Origin of the sequence: Amycolatopsis thermalba, assembly GCF_003385215.1 — a bacterium.
GTDB classification, from domain to species: domain Bacteria; phylum Actinomycetota; class Actinomycetes; order Mycobacteriales; family Pseudonocardiaceae; genus Amycolatopsis_E; species Amycolatopsis_E thermalba.
Genome location: NZ_PQHW01000018.1, coordinates 38,510 through 57,337 on the forward strand (window position 1 = coordinate 38,510; position 18,828 = coordinate 57,337).

General features: G+C 74.6%; 17 protein-coding genes. 12 read left to right on the top strand and 5 right to left on the bottom strand.

Annotated elements, in window-relative coordinates:
- Window positions 1-4 precede the first annotated feature (4 nt).
- Window positions 5-1,117, top strand: a complete 1,113-nt coding sequence (locus D0D15_RS10445; protein ID WP_094003083.1) for a DUF1015 family protein — start codon at window positions 5-7, stop codon at window positions 1,115-1,117.
- Window position 1,118: 1 nt separating this feature from the next.
- On the opposite strand, the gene D0D15_RS10450 is transcribed toward D0D15_RS10445, so the two are convergent.
- Window positions 1,119-2,771, bottom strand: a complete 1,653-nt coding sequence (locus D0D15_RS10450; protein ID WP_094003084.1) for an amidohydrolase — start codon at window positions 2,769-2,771, stop codon at window positions 1,119-1,121.
- A 249-nt stretch (window positions 2,772-3,020) separates the two neighbouring features.
- Between D0D15_RS10450 and D0D15_RS10455 the strand changes: the two genes are divergently transcribed.
- Window positions 3,021-3,653: an alpha/beta hydrolase gene (locus D0D15_RS10455; RefSeq protein WP_158224379.1), complete on the top strand. Its 633-nt coding sequence runs from the start codon at window positions 3,021-3,023 to the stop codon at window positions 3,651-3,653.
- 85 nt (window positions 3,654-3,738) lie between these two features.
- On the opposite strand, the gene D0D15_RS10460 is transcribed toward D0D15_RS10455, so the two are convergent.
- Window positions 3,739-4,191: a MarR family winged helix-turn-helix transcriptional regulator gene (locus tag D0D15_RS10460; protein WP_094003086.1), complete on the bottom strand. Its 453-nt coding sequence runs from the start codon at window positions 4,189-4,191 to the stop codon at window positions 3,739-3,741.
- Between the two features lie 72 nt (window positions 4,192-4,263).
- Here D0D15_RS10460 and D0D15_RS10465 point away from each other — a divergent pair, with 72 nt between their 5' ends.
- Window positions 4,264-4,659: a DUF5313 family protein gene (locus tag D0D15_RS10465; RefSeq protein WP_094003087.1), complete on the top strand. Its 396-nt coding sequence runs from the start codon at window positions 4,264-4,266 to the stop codon at window positions 4,657-4,659.
- A 50-nt stretch (window positions 4,660-4,709) separates the two neighbouring features.
- Here the strand turns inward: D0D15_RS10465 and D0D15_RS10470 are convergent, their stop codons facing one another.
- Entirely contained in the window at window positions 4,710-5,306 is a 597-nt protein-coding gene (locus D0D15_RS10470; protein WP_094003088.1) for an HdeD family acid-resistance protein, read from the bottom strand.
- Window positions 5,307-5,487: 181 nt separating this feature from the next.
- On the opposite strand from D0D15_RS10470, the gene D0D15_RS10475 reads away from it, so the two are divergent.
- Both D0D15_RS10475 and D0D15_RS10480 read left to right on the top strand, forming a co-directional pair.
- Window positions 5,488-9,921 carry a DUF6531 domain-containing protein gene (locus tag D0D15_RS10475; RefSeq protein ID WP_094003089.1) on the top strand — a complete coding sequence of 1,478 codons (4,434 nt, stop codon included), beginning with the start codon at window positions 5,488-5,490 and terminating at the stop codon, window positions 9,919-9,921.
- Window positions 9,902-10,441, top strand: a complete 540-nt coding sequence (locus D0D15_RS10480; protein ID WP_158224380.1) for an Imm5 family immunity protein — start codon at window positions 9,902-9,904, stop codon at window positions 10,439-10,441. The genes D0D15_RS10475 and D0D15_RS10480 overlap by 20 nt, the downstream gene beginning before the upstream one ends.
- A 7-nt stretch (window positions 10,442-10,448) precedes the next feature.
- Here the strand turns inward: D0D15_RS10480 and D0D15_RS10485 are convergent, their stop codons facing one another.
- On the bottom strand, window positions 10,449-11,360 hold the full coding sequence (locus D0D15_RS10485) for an NAD(+)/NADH kinase (protein WP_094003145.1): 912 nt from the start codon (window positions 11,358-11,360) through the stop codon (window positions 10,449-10,451).
- A 157-nt stretch (window positions 11,361-11,517) separates the two neighbouring features.
- On the opposite strand from D0D15_RS10485, the gene D0D15_RS10490 reads away from it, so the two are divergent.
- Window positions 11,518-12,438: a glycoside hydrolase family 43 protein gene (locus D0D15_RS10490; protein WP_244214948.1), complete on the top strand. Its 921-nt coding sequence runs from the start codon at window positions 11,518-11,520 to the stop codon at window positions 12,436-12,438.
- Here D0D15_RS10490 and D0D15_RS10495 read toward each other — a convergent pair.
- Complete coding sequence (locus tag D0D15_RS10495; RefSeq protein ID WP_244214949.1) at window positions 12,435-13,337, bottom strand: isocitrate lyase/PEP mutase family protein; 903 nt, start codon at window positions 13,335-13,337, stop codon at window positions 12,435-12,437. The two genes, D0D15_RS10490 and D0D15_RS10495, sit on opposite strands and share 4 nt — an antisense overlap.
- A 138-nt stretch (window positions 13,338-13,475) precedes the next feature.
- Between D0D15_RS10495 and crtI the strand changes: the two genes are divergently transcribed.
- Genes crtI through D0D15_RS10525 form a run of 6 tightly spaced genes read left to right on the top strand, consistent with a single transcriptional unit; the run spans window position 13,476 to window position 18,826 of the window.
- A complete protein-coding gene (gene crtI / locus D0D15_RS10500; protein ID WP_094003093.1) occupies window positions 13,476-14,984 on the top strand; it encodes a phytoene desaturase family protein in 1,509 nt (502 codons plus the stop codon).
- On the top strand, window positions 14,981-15,943 hold the full coding sequence (locus tag D0D15_RS10505) for a phytoene/squalene synthase family protein (protein WP_115944394.1): 963 nt from the start codon (window positions 14,981-14,983) through the stop codon (window positions 15,941-15,943). The genes crtI and D0D15_RS10505 overlap by 4 nt, the downstream gene beginning before the upstream one ends.
- The gene (locus D0D15_RS10510) at window positions 15,944-16,279 is read left to right on the top strand and encodes a lycopene cyclase domain-containing protein (protein WP_094003095.1); all 336 of its coding nucleotides are present in this window, start codon (window positions 15,944-15,946) and stop codon (window positions 16,277-16,279) included.
- Window positions 16,276-16,596: a lycopene cyclase domain-containing protein gene (locus D0D15_RS10515; RefSeq protein WP_094003096.1), complete on the top strand. Its 321-nt coding sequence runs from the start codon at window positions 16,276-16,278 to the stop codon at window positions 16,594-16,596. Before D0D15_RS10510 ends, D0D15_RS10515 begins: the two co-directional genes overlap by 4 nt.
- On the top strand, window positions 16,593-17,327 hold the full coding sequence (locus D0D15_RS10520; protein WP_094003097.1) for a class I SAM-dependent methyltransferase: 735 nt from the start codon (window positions 16,593-16,595) through the stop codon (window positions 17,325-17,327). Before D0D15_RS10515 ends, D0D15_RS10520 begins: the two co-directional genes overlap by 4 nt.
- Window positions 17,324-18,826 carry an FAD-dependent oxidoreductase gene (locus D0D15_RS10525; RefSeq protein WP_115944395.1) on the top strand — a complete coding sequence of 501 codons (1,503 nt, stop codon included), beginning with the start codon at window positions 17,324-17,326 and terminating at the stop codon, window positions 18,824-18,826. The genes D0D15_RS10520 and D0D15_RS10525 overlap by 4 nt, the downstream gene beginning before the upstream one ends.
- Window positions 18,827-18,828 lie beyond the last annotated feature (2 nt).

Consider the following 18,828-nt stretch of genomic DNA (forward strand, 5'->3'; position numbering starts at 1 on the left):
GGGCATGACGGAATGGGCACGCGGGATCGGCACGGGGTGGGTCCTGGACGGGCCGGTGCCGGGTCCGGACACCGACGAGTTCGCCGACCCCGGCGAGATCACGGCGGCGCTGACCGCCGCGCCGGGTGATTCGCTGCTGGCGGTGCAGCACCCGCACCGCAGGCCGGGCGGCACCACGCTGCGGGAAGCGCTGCCCGCGGCGCGGGCGATGCTGGACCGGTTGCGGGAGCGGGACTACCGGCCGGTGCGCGACGTCGTGGCGCCCTACCGGATCGCCGGGCGCGACGGGACCGCGGCGGGGGTGCTGTGCCTGGTCGATCCGTCGGCGGTCGGGGCGCGGATCCGGCACGGCGAGGAGGTCCACGCCGGTGTGGTCGCGGAACGCGCCGCCGCCCTGCGAGCGCTGGGCTGCGCGACCAGCGCGGCGATGCTGGTGCCGGTCTCCGGCGCGGGCCTCACGTCCGCCGCGCTCGGCGCGATGCGCGGGAACCCCGCCGTGGACCTGACCGACCGCGCCGGCCGCTCGCACCGGTTGTGGCTGACGGGTCCCGGCGCCGAGCAGGACCGGCTGCTCGACGCGGTGCGCGCCGCTCCGCTGCTGGTGGCCGACGGCAACCACCGGGTCGCCGCGGCGGCCGAAGCGGGCACCCCGCTTCTGGCGCTGGTGACGGCGGGACCGGACCTGCGCATCGGCGCGATCCACCGCACGATCAGCGGCACCGGCCTGACGGCGCCCGATCTGGCGTCCGCGTGGCGCGCCGCGGGCCTGGCGGTCCGCGAGGTGTCCGAAGTGGACGCTCCGGCCCCGGGCACGGTCGCGGTCACCGCCCGCGGCGGCGCGCTGGTGGTCGGACTGCCAGGCGGGCCCGTCCACGCCGTGGTGGAGAACCTGCTGCTGGCGCGGGCGCTCGGCCTGGACCCGGAGGGCCCGCACGTGCACGCGCTACCCGGCGGGCACGCTCCCGGACCGGGGACGGACGCCGTACTGCGTCTGGCGGCCGTCCCGCTGTCCGAAGTGCTCGCCGCACACGCCCAGGGCCGCCGGATGCCGCGCAAGAGCACGTATTTCACCCCGAAACCGCGCAGCGGCCTGCTGCTGGCCGCGCTGGAGGCGTGACTCAGACCGGCACCGGCCCGTCCGCCCGCAGCGACCCGGCGCCGTGCACGCACCGGCCGCCCACGAAGGTCGCCAGCACGCCGATCTCGCTGATCCGCGCGCTGGGCACCGTCGTCGGGTCGTCGTCCAGCAGCACCATGTCCGCGCGCAGGCCCGCGGCGAGCCGGCCGCGTTCGTGTTCCTGGTGCGAGGCCCACGCCGGGTGCGCGGTGCAGGAACGCAGCGCTTCGGTGGCGTCCACCCGCTCGTCCGGGCTCAGCACGACCCCGGCGCTGGTGGTCCGCTCGACCATGGACCGCAGGCCGGCCAGCGGCGCGCCCACCCCGACGCAGGGCCGGTCGGAGCTGCCCGGCACCCGCAACCCGGCGTCCACAAAGGACTTGTGCCGGTACAGCCACGGCACCCGCGCCGGCCCGAGCGCCTCGGCCATCGTGTCGCCGATCTCGTACAGGAACCGCGCCTGCGGCACCGGGACCACGCCGAGCGCGACCAGCCGCGGCAGCTGGTCCGGGCGCACCATCGCGGCGTGCTCGATGCGGTGGCGCACGTCCGGGCGCGGCAGCACCCGCTGCGCCTCCTCGAACGCGTCCAGCGTCAGGTCGATCGCCCGGTCGCCGATCGCGTGCGCGGCCACCCGCCAGCCGCTGCGGTGCGCGGCGATGATCGCCTCCCGCAGCACCTTCGGATCGTCCTGCAGCACCCCGAGGCCGCCGTGCGAGCAGAACGGTTCGGTCAGGGCGGCGGTGCGGCTGCTCAGCGCGCCGTCGGTGAAGATCTTCATCGGCCCCAGCCGCAGGAACTCGTCGCCGAACCCGCTGCGCAGCCCCAGGTCCACGCCGACCGACCCGGTGTCGGCGGGGTTGCCGCCGAGCGGGTGCAGCACCTCGCTGGCCGGCATCAGCTCGACCCGCAACGGCAGCGCCCCGCGCTCCCGCGCCAGGTGGTAGGCCGACGCCTCGGCCGGGCTGTGCCCGATCCAGCCGCCGCCGATCCCGGCCTCGGTCACCGCGGTCAGCCCCTCGGTGACGTACACCTTCGCGGCGCGCTCGATCGCGGCCGCCAGCTCCTCCACCGGATACGGCTTGACCAGGGCGTCCACCAGCTGCTGGGCCTGCTCGGCGAGCAGCCCGGTCGGCGCGCCGTCGTCGTCGCGGGCCACGACGCCGCCCTCCGGCACGCGCGCCGACCCGTCGAGCACCCCGGCCTGGGCGAGGATCGCCGAGCTGACCGTGCACATGTGGGCGGAGCGGTGCTTGAGCCACACCGGCCGCCCGCCGCCGGCGCGGTCCAGCGCGGCGCGGTCCGGGTGCCCGCCCAGCACGAAGTCGTCGTACTTCGAGCCGATCACCCACGCGTCGGCGGGCAGCTCGGCGGCCCGGGCGGCGACCGTGTCGTACAGCTCGTCCAGCGTCCGGCACACGGACAGGTCGATCTCGGCCAGCGACAGGCCGTACCAGACCATGTGGTTGTGCGCGTCGGCGAACCCCGGCGTGAGCACCGCGCCGTCCCCGTCGACCACGGTGCGCGCGGGCAGCCTCGCGACCTCCTCGTCGACCCCGACGATCCGCCCGTGCAGCACGCCCACGGTGTGCGCGCGGGGACGCTCGTCGGACACGGTCAGCGCACGGACGTTGCGCACCAGCAGGTCGAGCACGGGGAATCCTCTCGGTTCGGCAGCCCTTCCCCCGCAGACTAGGGGGCCGGGCCGCCGGACCGCACGCACCAGCGCCGAGCCGTATAGGTCGTTATACGCAGGTCCGGGCCTCGCGGTAGGCGTCGACCGCAGCTCCTCGAGATCGTCCACAGGCAGGCCCATCGCGTCTCCGGCCTGGAACCCGCCGCGCAGGCCTTCGCCGAGGCCACCGGCACGCTGCCGGTCCTCTACATCCACGGGGCGGGCTGGGTGTTCGGCAACGCGCACACCCACGACCGGCTGATCCGCGAGATCGCCGCCGGCCCCGGCGCGGCGGTTGTCTTCCCGGACTACGACCGCTCCCCCGAGGCGCGCCACCCGGTCGCGCTCGAGCAGAACTACGCGGCGGCCCGGTGGATCGTGGCGCACGGCGCGGAGCACGACCTGGACGCGAGCCGCCTGGCGATCGCCGGTGACTCGGGGGGTGGGAACACGACCGCGGCCGTGACGATCCTGGCCAAGCAGCGCGGCGACGTGACCTTCCGCCGGCAGGTGCTGTTCTACCCGGTCACCGACGCGAGTTTCGACACCGGCTCCTACCGGCAGTTCGCCACCGGCTACTTCCTCGCGTGCGACGGCATGACTTGGGGACCCGGCCCCGCGCGGAGATCACCGCCTCACCGCTGCGGGCGAGCCTGGACGAGCTGGCCGGCACTGGTGATCACCGCCGAGGCCGACGTGCTCCGCGACGAGGGCGAGGCGTATGCGAACAAGCTGCGCCGGGCCGGTGTCCCCGTCACCGCCGTGCGCTATCAGAGCGTCATCCACGACTTCGTGATGCTCAACGCGCTGCGCGGGACCAACGCCGCGGAAGCCGCGATCGCCAGGCGGTCGCGGTGCTGAAGCAGGCCCTGCGGGACTGATCCCCGACGGGGCAGCCGCCCCGCCAGGCCGGGTGCTGGCTTCGCCACTGGCGCGGAGCAGGCGCTCAGCCGCTCCGGTCGGTCGCCGCGATGACCCGTGCCAGCGCGGCGTGCAGCTGCTCCAGCTCGGCGACCTCCATCCCGAGCGTCTCCACCACCCGGTACGGGATCTTCTCGGCTTCGGCGCGCAGGGCGCGGCCGGACTCGGTCAGGTCGACCGTCAGCGCCCGCTCGTCGGAGCGGTTGCGTTCCCGCGTCAGGTAGCCCAGCGCCTCCAGTCGCTTGAGCAGGGGCGACAGCGTGGCGGGTTCCTGGCGCAGGGTCTCGGACAGGTCCTTCACCGACCGCGGCGCGCGGTCCCACAGCGCGAGCAGCACCAGGTACTGCGGGTGCGTGAGGCCGTAGGGCTTGAGCAGCGGCCGGTAGATCCCGATGACGCTGCGGGAGGCCACGGACAGGGCGAAGCACACCTGCCGGTCCAGCGCCAGCGGGTCCTCGCCCAGGTCGATCGCGGTCATGTGGCCCAGCCTACTCCCGTCGCTGAGTGCGCTGATATTTAACGCACTAACTTTTAGGGTACTGTCGAAGGCGTGACCGAGCGCCGACGCCCCCATCCCCTCCAGTGGCTGTGGTACGCCCTCGGCGGCCGCCTCCCGGAGGCGCACCGCTCCTGGGTCCTGCACGACGTGACCGCCAAGACCTGGCTGTGGCGGCACGCGGCCCGGGCCTCGGTGCTGCTCCTGCCGCTGATGCTGGTCTGGCTGCTGCTGCCGGGCCCGCTCACGCTGCGGCTGAGCCTGGTGCTCATGGCGGGGCTCGTCGGGTTCTTCTACTCGCTGGTCTACGCCGAGGAAAGCGGCGAGAACCGGCTCCGCAAGCACGGCTACCCCTACGGCACCGGACGCCGGACCCGCGCCGCGGCGAGGGACGAGGCCGAGCGCGAGGTCAAGGAGCGCTACATCGCGCGCTACCGCTCACCGGAGTGAGCGGTAGCGCCCGTACCGCGCCGCGGTGAGCCGGCCGGCTCGCTCGCGGTCTAGACCTCGATCGCCCGGTGGGCGCGGCGCAGCTGCAGGCCGAACCAGAGCGCGCCGGCGCCGCGCAGCACCAGGGCGATGCCGAGCCAGATCGCGAGCGTGAGGATCGTCAGGTCCGGCCAGACCAGGGCCACCACGCCGATCAGCAGCGTGACCACGCCCAGGCCGAGCCACAGGCCCCACATCGGCAGGCGCCGCCGCCACGCCACGGCCGCCGCGATCTGCCCGGCACCGGCCACCACGAACCCGATGCCGACCACCACCGCCAGCGTGAGCAGGGTGATCCCCGGCCAGGCGAGCGCGATCATCCCGACCGCGATCCAGACGGCGCCGAGCAGGTAGGACGGCCAGCGCGTGCGGTGCCGCCCGGCGGTGAGGATCTCGTCGATGCCCTCGAACAGCAACGCGATCGCGACGATCACGGCCAGCGTCCCCACCGCGACGGCCAGGTTCACCAGCAGGAGCACCCCGAGCACCGCGGTGGCGGCGCCGAGCAGGGCGACCATCCACCACCGCCCGGTCACCCGCCGCAGCTCGCGGCCCACCCCGGCACCGGAGATCACCCGGAACGCCCCGTAGGGCTGATCGGCGGCCATGCCCGCTCCCTTCCCGCGATTCCCGGATCACGGTAAGCGCCGCCGGCACCGGCCGCACTTCGCGAACTCCCCGGGATACCAACGGAATCCGGGATTGATCACCGGTTGCGTCGTTCGGCGGCTTGTGGAACGCCGCACCCGCTGATTGCGTCGAACGGCGAACGAGTCATGGGGGTGGCACGTGTCGAATCCGCTGGTGGCGCAGGCCCAGTCGCAGACGACGGCGGTGACGGGGATCGGCATCGCCGAGTCGGCGACCGACCTGGCCAACGGGGTCAAGGACGGCTCCTGGGTCGAGGGCGGGCTGGGCGCGCTCGGGGTCGGCCTGGAAGTCCTGTCGATGGTGATCGACCCGCTCGGCACGCTCGCGCAGTACGGGGTGTCCTGGCTGATCGAACACGTCCGGCCGCTCAAGGAAGCACTGGACTGGCTCGCCGGTGATCCACCGGTGATCCAGTCCTTCTCCGACACCTGGGCCAACGTCGCAGCCGAGGTGACCGCGATCGCGCAGGACCTGACCCGCGAGGCGCACACCGGCACCGCCGGGTGGACGGGCGAGGGCGGGGACGCCTACCGCACCAACGTGGCCGCGCAGACCGATGCCATCGCGGGCGCGGCCACCCTGGCGGACGGGATCTCCACCGGGGTCATGATCATGGGCCAGGTCGTGGCGATGGTGCGCGAGATCGTCCGCGACCTGGTCGCGGAACTGGTCGGCAAGCTGATCACGTGGGCGCTGGAGGCCGTGTGCACCCTGGGGTTCGCGACCCCGCTCATCGCGGCGCAGGCGACCACGGCGATCAGCAGCGCCATCACCCGGATCAGCGACCTGATCCGCAAGCTGGTCAAGACCGTGGGCAACGCCGCGCCGAAGATCCGCCGGATCATCGACAAGCTGGGCGAGATCATCGGGAAGCTCGCGGCGCTGGGCCGGAAGTCCGGGGGCGACGGCCCGACGACACCGTCGGCGGCGCGCGGCGCGGACGGGGTGTCCACGCCCGGCCTCGACGGCACTCCGTCCGCTCCGTCCACTCCGGACACCCCGGCGAGCCCGGACGCTCCCGGCGGCACCCCCGGTTCGCTGCGCACGACGGTGAGCAACGCCAAGGACCGGATCCGCGAGCTCGCCGTCAGCGCGAAGGAGAAGATCGGCCGGGCACTGGGCGACCCGGTGGACATGGTCACCGGCGAGGTCCTGCTGACCCAGACCGACCTCGACCTCCCCGGGGTCCTGCCGCTGCGGCTGGAGCGCATCCACCTGTCGGACTACCGCTCCGGCCGGTGGTTCGGCCGGTCCTGGGCGTCCACACTGGACCAGCGGATCGAGGTCGACGCCGCCGGGGTGGTGTTCGCCGCCGCGGACGGGAAGCTGCTCGTCTACCCGCGCGGCGACGACGGCCTCGCCCGGTTGCCGTCGGAAGGCCCGCGGCACGTCCTGGCGGGCAGCCAGCGCGACGGGTACACCATCACCGACCCCGAAACCGGCCGCGTACTCAGCTTCGCCGTGGCCGACCCGCGCTCGCCCGGGACCATGCCGCTGTCCGCGATGTCCGACCGCAACGGCAACACCGTGGAGTTCCGGTACGACGAGACGGGCGCCCCCGTCGAGCTGCGGCACTCCGGCGGCTACCGGGTGGGCGTCACCACCGAGGCGGGACGCGTCGTCGCGCTGACGATGCTCGCCGCCGGCGCCGACGGGTCCGACGTCCCGGTGACGCGCTACGACCACGACGAGGACGGCAACCTCGCCGCCGTGATCAACTCCTCCGGCCTGGCCATGCGGTTCGCCTACGACGAGCAAAGCCGGATGACCCGGTGGGAGGACCGCCGGGGAACCTGGTACGAGTTCACCTACGACGGGGCCGGCCGTTGCGTGCGCGGCACCGGGGCCGACGGCATGCTCGACAGCACCTTCGCCTACGACGACGCCCGCCGCGTCACCCGCCACACCGACTCCCTCGGCCACACCACGACCTTCCACTACGACGCCCGCGGCCAGGTCGTCCGCCGCGTCGACCCGCTCGGTGGCACCACCACCAGCGAGTGGGACGACCGCGGACGGCTGCTCGCCGAAACCGACCCCACCGGCGCGACCACGCGTTACGTCACCGACGACGCCGGCGACCTGGTCGAGGTGGTGCAACCCGGCGGGGGCCGGATGCGCGCCGAGTACAACTCCCTGCACCAGCCCGTGGCCGTGATCGACGCCGCGGGCGCGATCTGGCGCTGGACCTACGACGAACGGGGGAACCCGGTCAGCAGCACCGGTCCCACCGGCGCCACCACCACCTACACCCACGACGATCGCGGCCACCTGCTGGCCGTCACCGACGCACTGGGACACACCCGGCGGTTCGAGACCAACGCGGCCGGCCTCCCGGTGACCGTCATCGACGAGGTGGGCGCCACCACGCGGCACACCTACGACGGGTTCGGCCGGGTCGTCAGCACCACCGACCCGCTGGGCGGGGTGACGCGGTTCGGGTGGACCGTGGAAGGCAGGCCCGCGTGGCGGTCCCTGCCCGACGGCTCGATCGAGCGGATGACCTACGACGGCGAGGGCGACACGGTCGAGCACGCCGACCTCACCGGCGCGGTGACGCGGATCGAGCACACGCACTTCGACCTCAAGTCCGCGGAGACCACCGCGCACGGCGCGCGCGTGGAGATCCGCTACGACACGGAGCTGCGCCCGGTGGCGGTGGTCAACCAGCAGGGCCTGGAATGGCGCTACGAGTACGACCCGGCGGGAAACCTGGTCCGCGAGACCGACTTCAACGGCCGCGTCCTGACCTACCGGCACGACGCCGCCGGCCGGGTGATCGAACGGGTCAACGCGGCGGGCGAGACGATCCGCTACACCTACGACGCACGCGGCGACGTCGTCGAACAGGTCGCCGGCGACGAGGTCACCACGTTCGCCTACGACCGGGCCGGGCGCATCGTGCGGGCGGCGAACTCCGCGGCCGAGGTGACCGTCTCCTACGACGCCGCCGGACGCGTCCTCGCCGAAACGTGCAACGGGCGGGTGGTGTCCTCGGTCTACGACGCGCTCGGCCGGCGCGTGCGCCGCACGACGCCCTCGGGCGGGCGGACGACGTGGCGCTACGACCCGGCGGGCCGCCCGCTGGCCCTGGAGACGGCGGGCAGCACGATCACCTTCGCGCACGACGCGGCCGGGCGGGAGACCGAGCGGCGCTGCGGAGCGGCGACCCTCAGCCAGACCTGGACCGAGACCCACCGGCTGCACACCCAGGTGCTCACCGCGGCGGGCGGCGGCCGGGGCCCGCGGGTCACGCAACGACGGGCCTTCACCTACCGCGCCGACGGCGGGATCACCGCGATCGTCGACCAGCTGACCGGCCCGCGCCAGTACTCGCTGGACGCGCTGGGCCGGGTCACCGAGGTGCGGGCGCCGGGCGGCACCGAGCGCTACACCTACGACCCCGCCGGCAACATCACCTTCGCCGCCTCCCCCGGCGACGGCCAGGACTCCGCCGGGCCGCGGGCCTACCGCGGCACCCGGCTGGACCGGGCCGGCGGCCTGCACCTCGAGTACGACGCCGAGGGGCGCGTCGTGCTGCGGAGACGGCGGACGCTGTCCGGGCGGGAGCGGACGTGGCGCTACGAGTGGGACGCCGAAAGCAGGCTCGCCGCGGTCGTCACCCCGGACGGCGTCCGGTGGCGCTACTCCTACGACCCGTTCGGGCGGCGGATCGCGAAGGAACGCCTGGCCGCCGACGGCGATAGCGTGCTCGAGCGCACCGTCTTCAGCTGGGACGGCGAGCGCCTGGCCGAACAGGTCACCACCGGGGACGGCCCGGCCCGCGCGACGACGTGGGACTGGCACCCCGAGAGCTGGCGCCCGCTGACCCAGGTGGAGCGGGCCGCGGCCGCGGACGCGCCCCAGGAGTGGGTGGACAGCCGCTTCTACGCCATCGTCACCGACCTGATCGGCACGCCGGCCGAGCTGGTCGATCCCGGCGGCACGGTCGCGCCGCAGACCCGCACCCCGCTCTGGGGCGGCGGCGACGGGCCCGCCACCCCGCTGCGGTTCCCCGGCCAGTACCACGATCCGGAAACCGGCCTGCACTACAACCTGCACCGCTACTACGACCCGGACACCGGCCGCTACCACAGCCCGGATCCGCTGCACCTGCTCGGCGGGCTGGGCATCCACTCCTACGTCCGGAACCCGCTGACCTGGCTGGACCCGCTCGGGCTGCACGGGTACGACGACTCGCACAAGACGATCGCCTTCACCGACCGCGTCAACACGCTGAGCGGCTGGGGCAGGCACGAACCGCACTTCACCCGCCCCACGTTCAACCAGATGCGGCAGTTCCACCAGCAGATCGGCCACCCCCTGGTCGCCGAGCCGAACGGCCGGGACCAGGGCGTGTTCGGCCGGTACTTCGCGATGCACGCCGAACGCCAAGCGGCCTACCTCGACCCGGACGCGCCGATCCGCGTGTCCTCCACGATGTGCGACGACTGCCAGGGGTTCTTCCGCGCCCTTGCGCAGCACCGCGGGATCGCCCAGCATGTCAGCGACCCGCACCACGATTTCACCTTCCACACCGACGGGACGACGAGTGCCAAACCTCGACACTGACACCCTGGCGCGCCTCGCCGACGCGCTGCCCGCCGACGGCGAGCTGCCCTACGCCGCCCGGCGCGCCCTCCACGCCGGGCTGGGCGAGGCGTTGCCGAGGCTGGAACTGCTGTGCGCGGAACGGGTCCAGCCGATCTGGGACGCGGCGTTCCCCGGCGACGACCGGCCGAGGCGCCTGCTCGGCGCCGCCCGGTCCGGGCCCGCGGACGGCAGCCTGAAGCAGGCCGTCCGGGACGTGCACACCCACCTGGACAACCTGTCGCTGCGCGGCGGGACCGCGGTGTCCGCCGGGCTCGCGGCCTGGGCCGTGGCGCGCAACCTGGTGTTCGGCAGGCCCGGCGAGCCCGGTGACGTCGACGGGGAGATCGACCTCGATCCCGACGACTGGTCGCCGTGCTTCTACGCCGCCTCCGCGGCCGCGGGCGGTCCGGTCTGGCTGGACGGCAGTGATCCCGTGGCCCGGCGCGGGTTCTGGCGCTGGTATCTGCTCGAGGCCGTCCCCCGGGCCGCGGGGGCCTGACCGGCGCTCAGGGCTCCAGGCGGCGGCGCAGGTGCTCCGGGATCAGCTCCAGCAGCTGGTCCGGCCGCAGCGGCAGGTCGAGCAGGCTCAGCTTCACGCGGCTGCGGCTCGCGTGCTCACCCGCCGCCAGGCGGACCACCTGCGCGGCCTCCGGGCGCAGCGACGTCGTCAGCACCTCGTCCGGCCCCAGCGAACCCGCCGCCGTGCCGTCGACCTCCACCCCCACCGGCGCGCTGCCGGACGCGACGTGCAGCAGGATCTCGTCCTGCGGGCCGAGCACGATCGTGCGGCTGATGCCGGCCATCGGCGCCACCGGGGTCACCGCGATCGCCTCGGCCGAGGGCGAGAGCACCGGCCCGCCCGCCGCGTAGTTGTACGCCGTCGATCCGGTCGGCGTGGCCAGGATCAGCGCGTCGCACTTGTAGTAGCCGTACTGGCGGCCGTTGACCACCAGATCCACCGACACCGCGCCCGCCCGCCCGGTGCGCGCCAGCACCACGTCGTTGAACCCCGCCAGCGCCGCCCCGCCCACGGACGCCACCAGGCAGCTGCGCGGTTCGATCGTGTACTCGCCGCGCACCAGCCGGTCCAGCGCGTCCGGCAGCTGCTCCGGCGCGATCTCCACCAGGAACCCCAGGTGCCCGTGGTTGACACCGAGCACCGGCACCGGCCGCGCCATCACCAGCCGCATCGCGCCGAGCATCGTGCCGTCCCCGCCGAGGCTGAGCACCGCGCCCACGCGCGCCACGAAGTCCGCTTCGGACACCGCCGGGATGCCGGGCACCCGGGCGGCGTCCGCCTCCCGCACGATCACCTCGACCCCGCGCGTCCACGCGTGCTCGGTGACCGTCCGCACCGACGACTCCACCGTCCTGGTCGGGTGGATCACCAGGCCCAGTGTCCGCGACTCCCCCGTCATCACCACACCGGGCACGATACGCGGCCCGAAGGGAGGAGATTGGTCCCGCCGCCCCACGGGTACCTCCTGGCCCGCGGACACGGCAGGCACGATCACCCAGGCCCGCGAACCCGGCGACCCGCCCCGCCCGCGACGGCGCCCGGCGGCCGCGAGAGCGTTGACCTGCCTGGGAATCCTGCTCGCCTCGGCCCTGCTGCCGGGTGCCGTGGCGCAGGCCGCGCCCGCCCCGCGCGTGCTGCTGAACCAGGACTTCCCGGACCCCGACGTGCTCAAGATCGGCTCCGGCTACCACGCCTTCGCCACCACCGGCCCGTCCGGCCGCATCCCGGTCGCCGCCGCCGCGGACGCCGACGGGCCGTGGCGGGTCGCCGGCGACGCGCTCGCCGCCGACCCGCCCTGGGCGGACCCGAAGGGCGGCTACTGGGCGCCGGACGTCACCCGCCGCGCCGACGGCACCTTCCTCATGTACTACGCGGCGGTGTCCACACGGGACCGGCACCGCTGCATCGGCACCGCCGTGGCGAACTCGGTGGCCGGCCCCTACCAGCCGACCGGGGACGGGCCGCTGATCTGCGACCCCGGCGACCAGGGCGACATCGACCCGCAGACCTTCCAGGCCCGCGACGGCACCCGCTACCTGCTCTACAAGGGCGAGCGCCCCGGCGGCGGCACCTCGGCGATCTTCGTGCAGAAGATGACCCAGGACGGCACCGCGACCGACGGTCCCCGCACCGAGATCCTGCGCGCGGACCGCCCGGAGGAGAACGGCGTCGTCGAGGCGCCGGTGATCACCCAGCGCGGCGGCCGGTTCGTGTTGTTCTACTCCGCCGACGACTTCCGCAACACCACCTACCAGACCCGCTACGCCACCGCGTCCGCGCTGACCGGCCCGTACACCAAGGCCGGCCGGCCGCTGCTGACCACCGAGTCGATCGGCCGCGCCACCGAGGGCCCGGGCGGGGCGGACGTCGTCGGCGGCCGCGTGTTCTTCCACGGCTGGCTGAACGGCCAGCGCGCCGAGCGCGGCCTGTTCAACCTGAACCTGGAGTTCGTCAAGGGCGTGCCGCAGGTGTCCTAACCGGACTCGCCGCCGAACCGCCGTTCCAGATCGGACACCTCGGGCAGCCCGACGAGGCCGGTGAACTCGCCGAACGAGGGCAGGCCCGGCAGCGCGGCCGCGGGTGTGCCGTCCGCGCGCACGGTCTCCAGCAGGGCCCGGACCCCGGCGGTCGCCGCGAGGAGCGTGCCGATCGGGTACAGCACGAGCGCGAACCCCAGCTCCGCGATCCGCGCCAGCGGCAGCGGCGGGGTGCGGCCGCCCTCGGCCCAGTTGAAGACCAGCGGGGCCACCCCGGACAGCTCCCGCGCGACGGTGGCCAGGTCCGCCTCGCTGGTCGGCGCCTCCACGAACAGCAGGTCCACCCCGGCCGCGGCGTAGGCGCGGGCCCGGCCGATCGCGTCGGCGAGCCCGTGCACGGCGGCGGCGTCGGTGCGCGCGATCAGCACGAAGTCCGGGTCCCGCCGGGCCGCCACGGCCGCCCGCAGCTTGCCCACCATCTCCTCGCGGGCGATGACGGCCTTGCCGCTGAGGTGCCCGCACTTCTTCGGGCTGACCTGGTCCTCCAGGTGGATGCCGGCCACCCCGGCCTGCTCGTAGGCCTGCACGGTGCGGATCACGTTGAGGGCGTTGCCGTAGCCGGTGTCGGCGTCGGCGATCACCGGCACGTCCACCGCGGCCGCGATCCGCCGGGCGTTGTCGATCATCTCCGTGCCGGTCAGCAGTCCGACGTCGGGCCGCCCGATCAGCGACGCGGTGGTGCCGAACCCGGTCATGTAGACCACGCCGAACCCGGCCTGCTCGATCAGGCGGGCCGTCAGCGCGTCGTAGGCGCCGGGCGCCACCAGTGGTCCCGGTGCCGCGAGCAGCTCCCGCAACCGCTTCCGCGGCTCCGGGCCGCGGCCCAGCAGGTCTCCCACCGCGTCCTCCTCGCATCCGGTCGGCCCGGCCTCCGTCACCTACGCTAGTCCGCAGGGTGGCAGGCTCGCCGAGTGGACAACGGCGCAACGTTCGTGCAACGTTCTAGCTCTGTGGGTGGTCGAGTGAGGGGTGGCTGGATGCGGACCGTGACGGGCCCGGCGGAGCGGATCGTCGTGGTGGGGGCCGGGCTGTCCGGGCTGGCGGCGGCGCTGCACCTGGCCGGGCGGGGGCGGCAGGTCACCGTGGTGGAGCGCGAGCCGGTGCCCGGCGGCCGGACCGGGCGCCTGGACCTGGGCGGCTACCGCATCGACACCGGCCCCACGGTGCTGACCATGCCCGATCTCGTCGACGAGACCCTCGCGGCCGTCGGCGACAGCCTCGCCGGCCGCCTGGACCTCGTCCCGGTCACGCCCGCCTACCGCGCCCGCTTCGCCGACGGCAGCAGCCTCGACGTGCACAGCGACCCCGAGGCCATGACCGAGGCGGTACGCGCGTTCGCCGGACCGTCCGAAGCGGACGGCTACCGGCGCCTGCGCGAGTGGCTCACCCGGCTCTACCGCACCGAGTTCGACCGGTTCGTCGCCGCCAACTTCGACTCGCCGCTGGCCCTGGTCACCCCGCACCTGGCCCGGCTGGTCGCGATGGGCGCGTTCGGGCCGCTGGACCGCAAGATCGGCCGCTTCCTGCGCGACGAGCGGCTGCGCCGGGTGTTCTCCTTCCAGTCGCTCTACGCCGGGCAGTCGCCCCAGCACGCGCTGGCCGTGTACGCGGTGATCGCCTACATGGACACCGTCGCCGGGGTGTTCTTCCCGCGCGGCGGACTGCGCGCCCTGCCCGACGCCCTGGCCGCGGCCGCCGCGGACGCCGGGGTGGAGTTCCGCTACGGCACGGAGGTCACGGCGCTGGCGCGGTCCGGCACGCGGGTGACCGCGGTGGAGACCACCGGCGGCAGCCTGCCCGCCGACGCCGTCGTGCTCACCACCGAACTGCCGGCCGCCTACGCGCTGCTCGGCCGGACCCCGCGCCGGCCGGTACCGCTGCGGCCCGCCCCGTCCGCGGTCGTCGTGCACGTCGGCACGCGGCAGCGGTGCGACACCGCGCACCACACCATCCTGTTCGGCGCGGCGTGGCGGCGGACGTTCTCCGAGCTGATCACGCAAGGACGGCTGATGACCGACCCCTCCCTGCTGGTGACCCGGCCGACGGCCACCGACCCCGCGCTCGCCCCGGACGGGCGCGACCTGCTCTACGTGCTCGCGCCCGCGCCCAACCTGCGGCGCGGCCCGGTGGACTGGGACCGCGTCGGCGACGCCTACGCCGACGAGGTCCTCGGGCACGTCGCCGACCGGCTGCTGCCCGGTCTGGGCGGCAGCATCGAAGCCCGGCACGTCGTCACCCCGGCCGACTGGGCCCGGCAGGGCATGATCGCCGGGACACCGTTCGCGCTCGCGCACACCGTCGCGCAGACCGGTCCGTTCCGGCCGCGCAACCTGGTGCGGGGCACCGAGAACGTCGTGCTGGCCGGCGGCAGCACCGCGCCCGGGGTGGGCGTGCCGACCGCGCTGGTGTCCGGGCGCCTGGCCGCCGACCGCATCACCGGCGCCCGCGTGCCCGCGGCCGGCGCCGTCCCGGTGGCGGCGCGATGACCGGGGCCCTGGACGCCGCCGGGATCACCGAACCGCGCCTGCGCGCGGCCTACGTCCGCTGCCGCCGCCTCAACGCCGAGCACGGCCGCACCTACTACCTGGCCACCCGGCTGCTCACCAAGGCGCAGCGCCCGGCCGTGCACGCGCTGTACGGGTTCGCCCGCTTCGCCGACGACATCGTCGACACCGCCGCCCCGGGCAGCGATCCGGCCGCCCGGCTGGAAGCGCTTTCCACGGCGCTGTTCGCCGGGCTGGACAGCGGCCACAGCGACGACCCGATCCTGGCGGCCGTGGTGGACACCGCGGCGCGCTACGGCATCCGGCGCGACCTGTTCACCGCGTTCCTGGACTCGATGCGGATGGACCTCACCGTCACCGGCTACGCCGACCGCGCCGCGCTGGAGAAGTACGTGTACGGGTCGGCCGAGGTCATCGGGCTGCAGATGCTGCCCGTGCTGGGGACCGTGGGCGAGCCCGGGGAAGCCGCGCCGTACGCGGCGGCGCTGGGCAAGGCGTTCCAGCTGACCAACTTCCTGCGCGACGTCGCCGAGGACCTCGACCGCGGCCGCGTCTACCTGCCCGCCGACGAGCTCGCCGCGTTCCGCCTCGACCGCGACCTGCTGCTGTGGTGCCGCCGGCACGGGCGCACCGACCCGAAGGTGCGGGCGGCGCTGGCCGCCCAGCACGCCGCCACCCGGGAGATCTACGCCTACGCCCGCGCGGGCATCGAGCGGCTGCACCCGGTGTCCCGGCCGTGCATCGCGACCGCGCTGGTGCTGTACTCGGAGATCCTGGACCGGATCGAAGCAGCCGGCTTCGCCGTGTTCGCCCACCGCGCCCGGGTCGGCCGCGCCCGGCGGGTGCGGCTGGCGGTCACCGGGCTGGCGGGGGCGATGTGGGCGCGGCGGGGACGGCGCGCGGCCGACCTGACCGCGGCCGCGACGGAAAGGTGGGCGTGAATGGACCGTTACCAGTACCTGCTCGTCCTGGCCGGGTGCCTGCTCATCACCCTGCCGCTGGAGTTCCTGGGCGCCCGCGTCTACCGGCGCCCGGCCGTCCTGGCACGCGCGGTGCTGCCGGTGGCGCTGGTGTTCCTGATCTGGGACGCCATCGCGATCGCCCGCGACGTGTGGTGGTACAACCCGGCCTACGTCACCGGGGTGCGGCTGCCGTTCGCCGTCCCGCTGGAGGAAGTGCTGTTCTTCCTGGTCATCCCGGTGTGCGGGGTGCTGACCTACGGGTGCGTGCAGGCGATGCTCGGCCGGTTGCGCACGCTGCGGAAGGTGCGCCGGTGACCGGGCTGGGGTACACGCTGCCCGCGGTGCTCGCGGTCATCGTGGTGTGCGTGTGGGAGCTGGCGTACCTGCGCACCGGGCTGTTCCGCAAGCCCGCCTACTGGATCTCGATGGCGATCGTGGTCGGCTTCCAGATCCCGGTCGACGGCTGGCTCACCAAGCTGAGCGCGCCGATCGTGCTCTACGCGCCGGAGCACACCAGCGGTCTGCGGTTCCCGTGGGACATCCCCGTCGAGGACTTCCTGTTCGGGTTCGCGCTGGTCACCGCCGTGCTGCTGCGGTGGGAGCGGCGCACCGCCAGGCAGGAGCGGGCATGAGCGTGGACCGCACCGGCCTGGCCCGGCACGAGGTGCCCGGCGCGTTCGACACCGGCGCCGCCGCCTACGACCGGCTGGTCGGCGCGAACCCCGGCTACCACGCGCACCTGCGGTTGTCGGCCCGCCGGATGCGCCTGCCCGGCGGCGGCCGCGGGCTGCGGCTGCTCGACGCGGGCTGCGGCACCGGAGCCTCCACCGCCGCGCTGCTGGCGGTCGCGCCGCACGCCGAGATCGTCGCCTTCGACGCCTCCGCGGAGATGCTCGCCCAGGCGCGGCGGAAGTCCTGGCCCGCCACCGTCCACTTCGTCCACACTCCGGTCGAAGAGCTGGCGCCGGCCGGGATCACCGGGCCGTTCGACGCGATCTTCGCCGCGTACCTGATCCGCAACCTCGCCGACCCGGACGGGCAGCTGCGCGCGTTGCGGGCCCTGCTCAGACCCGGCGGGACGTTCGCCGCGCACGAGTACTCGGTGCGGGATTCGCTCGCCGCCCGTCTGATGTGGCACGCGGTGTGCTGGAGCATCATCATCCCCGCCGGGCGGCTGGCGACCGGCGACGCCACGCTGTACCGGCACCTGTGGCGCAGCGTCTCGTCCTTCGACGGCGCCGCGCGGTTCCGGCAGCGACTCGCGGGCGCCGGGTTCACCGCCGTGCACAGCGAGACGATGACCGGCTGGCAGCGCGGCGTCGTGCACACCTTCCTGGCCACCAACCCCGAGGAGACCGCGTGACCGACCGCCGCGCCGTCCGGCACCGCGCCCCGGCGGACGCGGCGGACGCCCGCGCCCTGCCGCACCGGCCGTCGGTGGTCGTGGTGGGCGGCGGGATCGCCGGGCTCACCGCGGCCACCGGGCTGGCCGAGCGCGGCATCGCCGTCACCGTCGTCGAGCGGGAGAACGAGCTGGGCGGGCGCGTGTCGGCCTGGACCGACCGGCTCGCCGACGGCAGCACCGTGTCGATGAGCCGGGGTTTTCACGCGTTCTTCCGCCAGTACTACAACCTGCGGGCGCTGCTGCGGCGCGCCGACCCCGGCCTGACGCGGCTGCGACCGGTCGCCGACTACCCGCTCGTCGACGCCGCGGGCCGCCGGGACACCTTCCGCGGCCTGCCGCGCACACCGCCGTGGAACGCGCTCGCCTTCGCACTGCGCAGCCCCACCTTCCGCCTGGGGGACCTGTTCCGGCTCAACGCCCGTGCCGCCGCGCCGCTGGCCGCGGTGTCCGTGCCGGGCACCTACGAGCGGCTCGACGAGGTGGATGCGGCGACGTTCCTGGAGCGCGTCAACTTCCCGCCCGCCGCGCGGCACCTGGCGTTCGAGGTGTTCTCCCGCAGCTTCTTCGCGCCGCCGTCGGAGATGTCGGCCGCCGAGCTGGCGACGATGTTCCACCTGTACTTCCTCGGCTCGTCCGAAGGGCTCGTGTTCGACGTGCCGGACTCCGCCTTCGACACGGCGCTGTGGGAGCCGCTGCGGGAGTACCTGGTGCGGCTGGGCGTGCGGTTCCGCACCGGCACCGAGGCCGCCGGGGTCACGCGGGACGGCGCGCGGTGGGCGGTCGACGGTGCCGCGGCCGACGGGGTCGTGCTCGCCACCGACGTCGCCGGGCTGCGGTCGATCGTGTCGGCCTCACCCGATCTGGCCGACGAGGAGTGGCGGTCGCGCGTGCTCGGGCTGCGGACCGCGCCGCCGTTCCTGGTGCACCGGCTGTGGCTGGACCGCCCGGTCGCGCCGGACCGGCCCGCGTTCCTCGCCACCGGCGGGCTCGATCCGCTGGACAACATCAGCGTCCTGGACCGCTACGAGCGTGAGGCCGCTTCCTGGGCGGCCCGGCGCGGCGGGTCCGTCGTGGAACTGCACGCCTACGCCTGCACCGGCGAGGTCACGGTGCTGCGCAAACAGCTGGTGGACCGGCTGCACCAGCTCTACCCGGAGACCGCGGAGGCGCGGGTCGCCGGTGAGCTGGTCCAGTGGCGGCGCGACTGCCCGCTGTTCGGCGTCGGCGACTTCGCCCGCCGCCCCCGCGTGCGCACCCCGTTCGACGGGGTCGTGCTGGCCGGCGACGGGATCCGCATCGATCTCCCGGTCGCGCTGATGGAACGCGCGGCCGCGACCGGCTGGCACGCCGCGAACTGCCTGCTCGCGCGGTGGGGGCTGGCCGGGCACGAACTGACCACCGTGCCGGTCCGCGGGCGGTTCGCGCCGCTGCGGGCCCTGGCCGCGCTAGGAGGGTGAGG

Coding starts and splice junctions, on each gene's coding strand:
- D0D15_RS10445 (WP_094003083.1), top strand. CDS start 5: ATGACGGAATGGGCACGCGGGATCGGCACGGGGTGGGTCCTGGACGGG.
- D0D15_RS10505 (WP_115944394.1), top strand. CDS start 14,981: ATGACCGGGGCCCTGGACGCCGCCGGGATCACCGAACCGCGCCTGCGC.
- D0D15_RS10520 (WP_094003097.1), top strand. CDS start 16,593: ATGAGCGTGGACCGCACCGGCCTGGCCCGGCACGAGGTGCCCGGCGCG.
- crtI (WP_094003093.1), top strand. CDS start 13,476: ATGCGGACCGTGACGGGCCCGGCGGAGCGGATCGTCGTGGTGGGGGCC.
- D0D15_RS10470 (WP_094003088.1), bottom strand. CDS start 5,306: ATGGCCGCCGATCAGCCCTACGGGGCGTTCCGGGTGATCTCCGGTGCC.
- D0D15_RS10460 (WP_094003086.1), bottom strand. CDS start 4,191: ATGACCGCGATCGACCTGGGCGAGGACCCGCTGGCGCTGGACCGGCAG.
- D0D15_RS10485 (WP_094003145.1), bottom strand. CDS start 11,360: ATGACGGGGGAGTCGCGGACACTGGGCCTGGTGATCCACCCGACCAGG.
- D0D15_RS10510 (WP_094003095.1), top strand. CDS start 15,944: ATGGACCGTTACCAGTACCTGCTCGTCCTGGCCGGGTGCCTGCTCATC.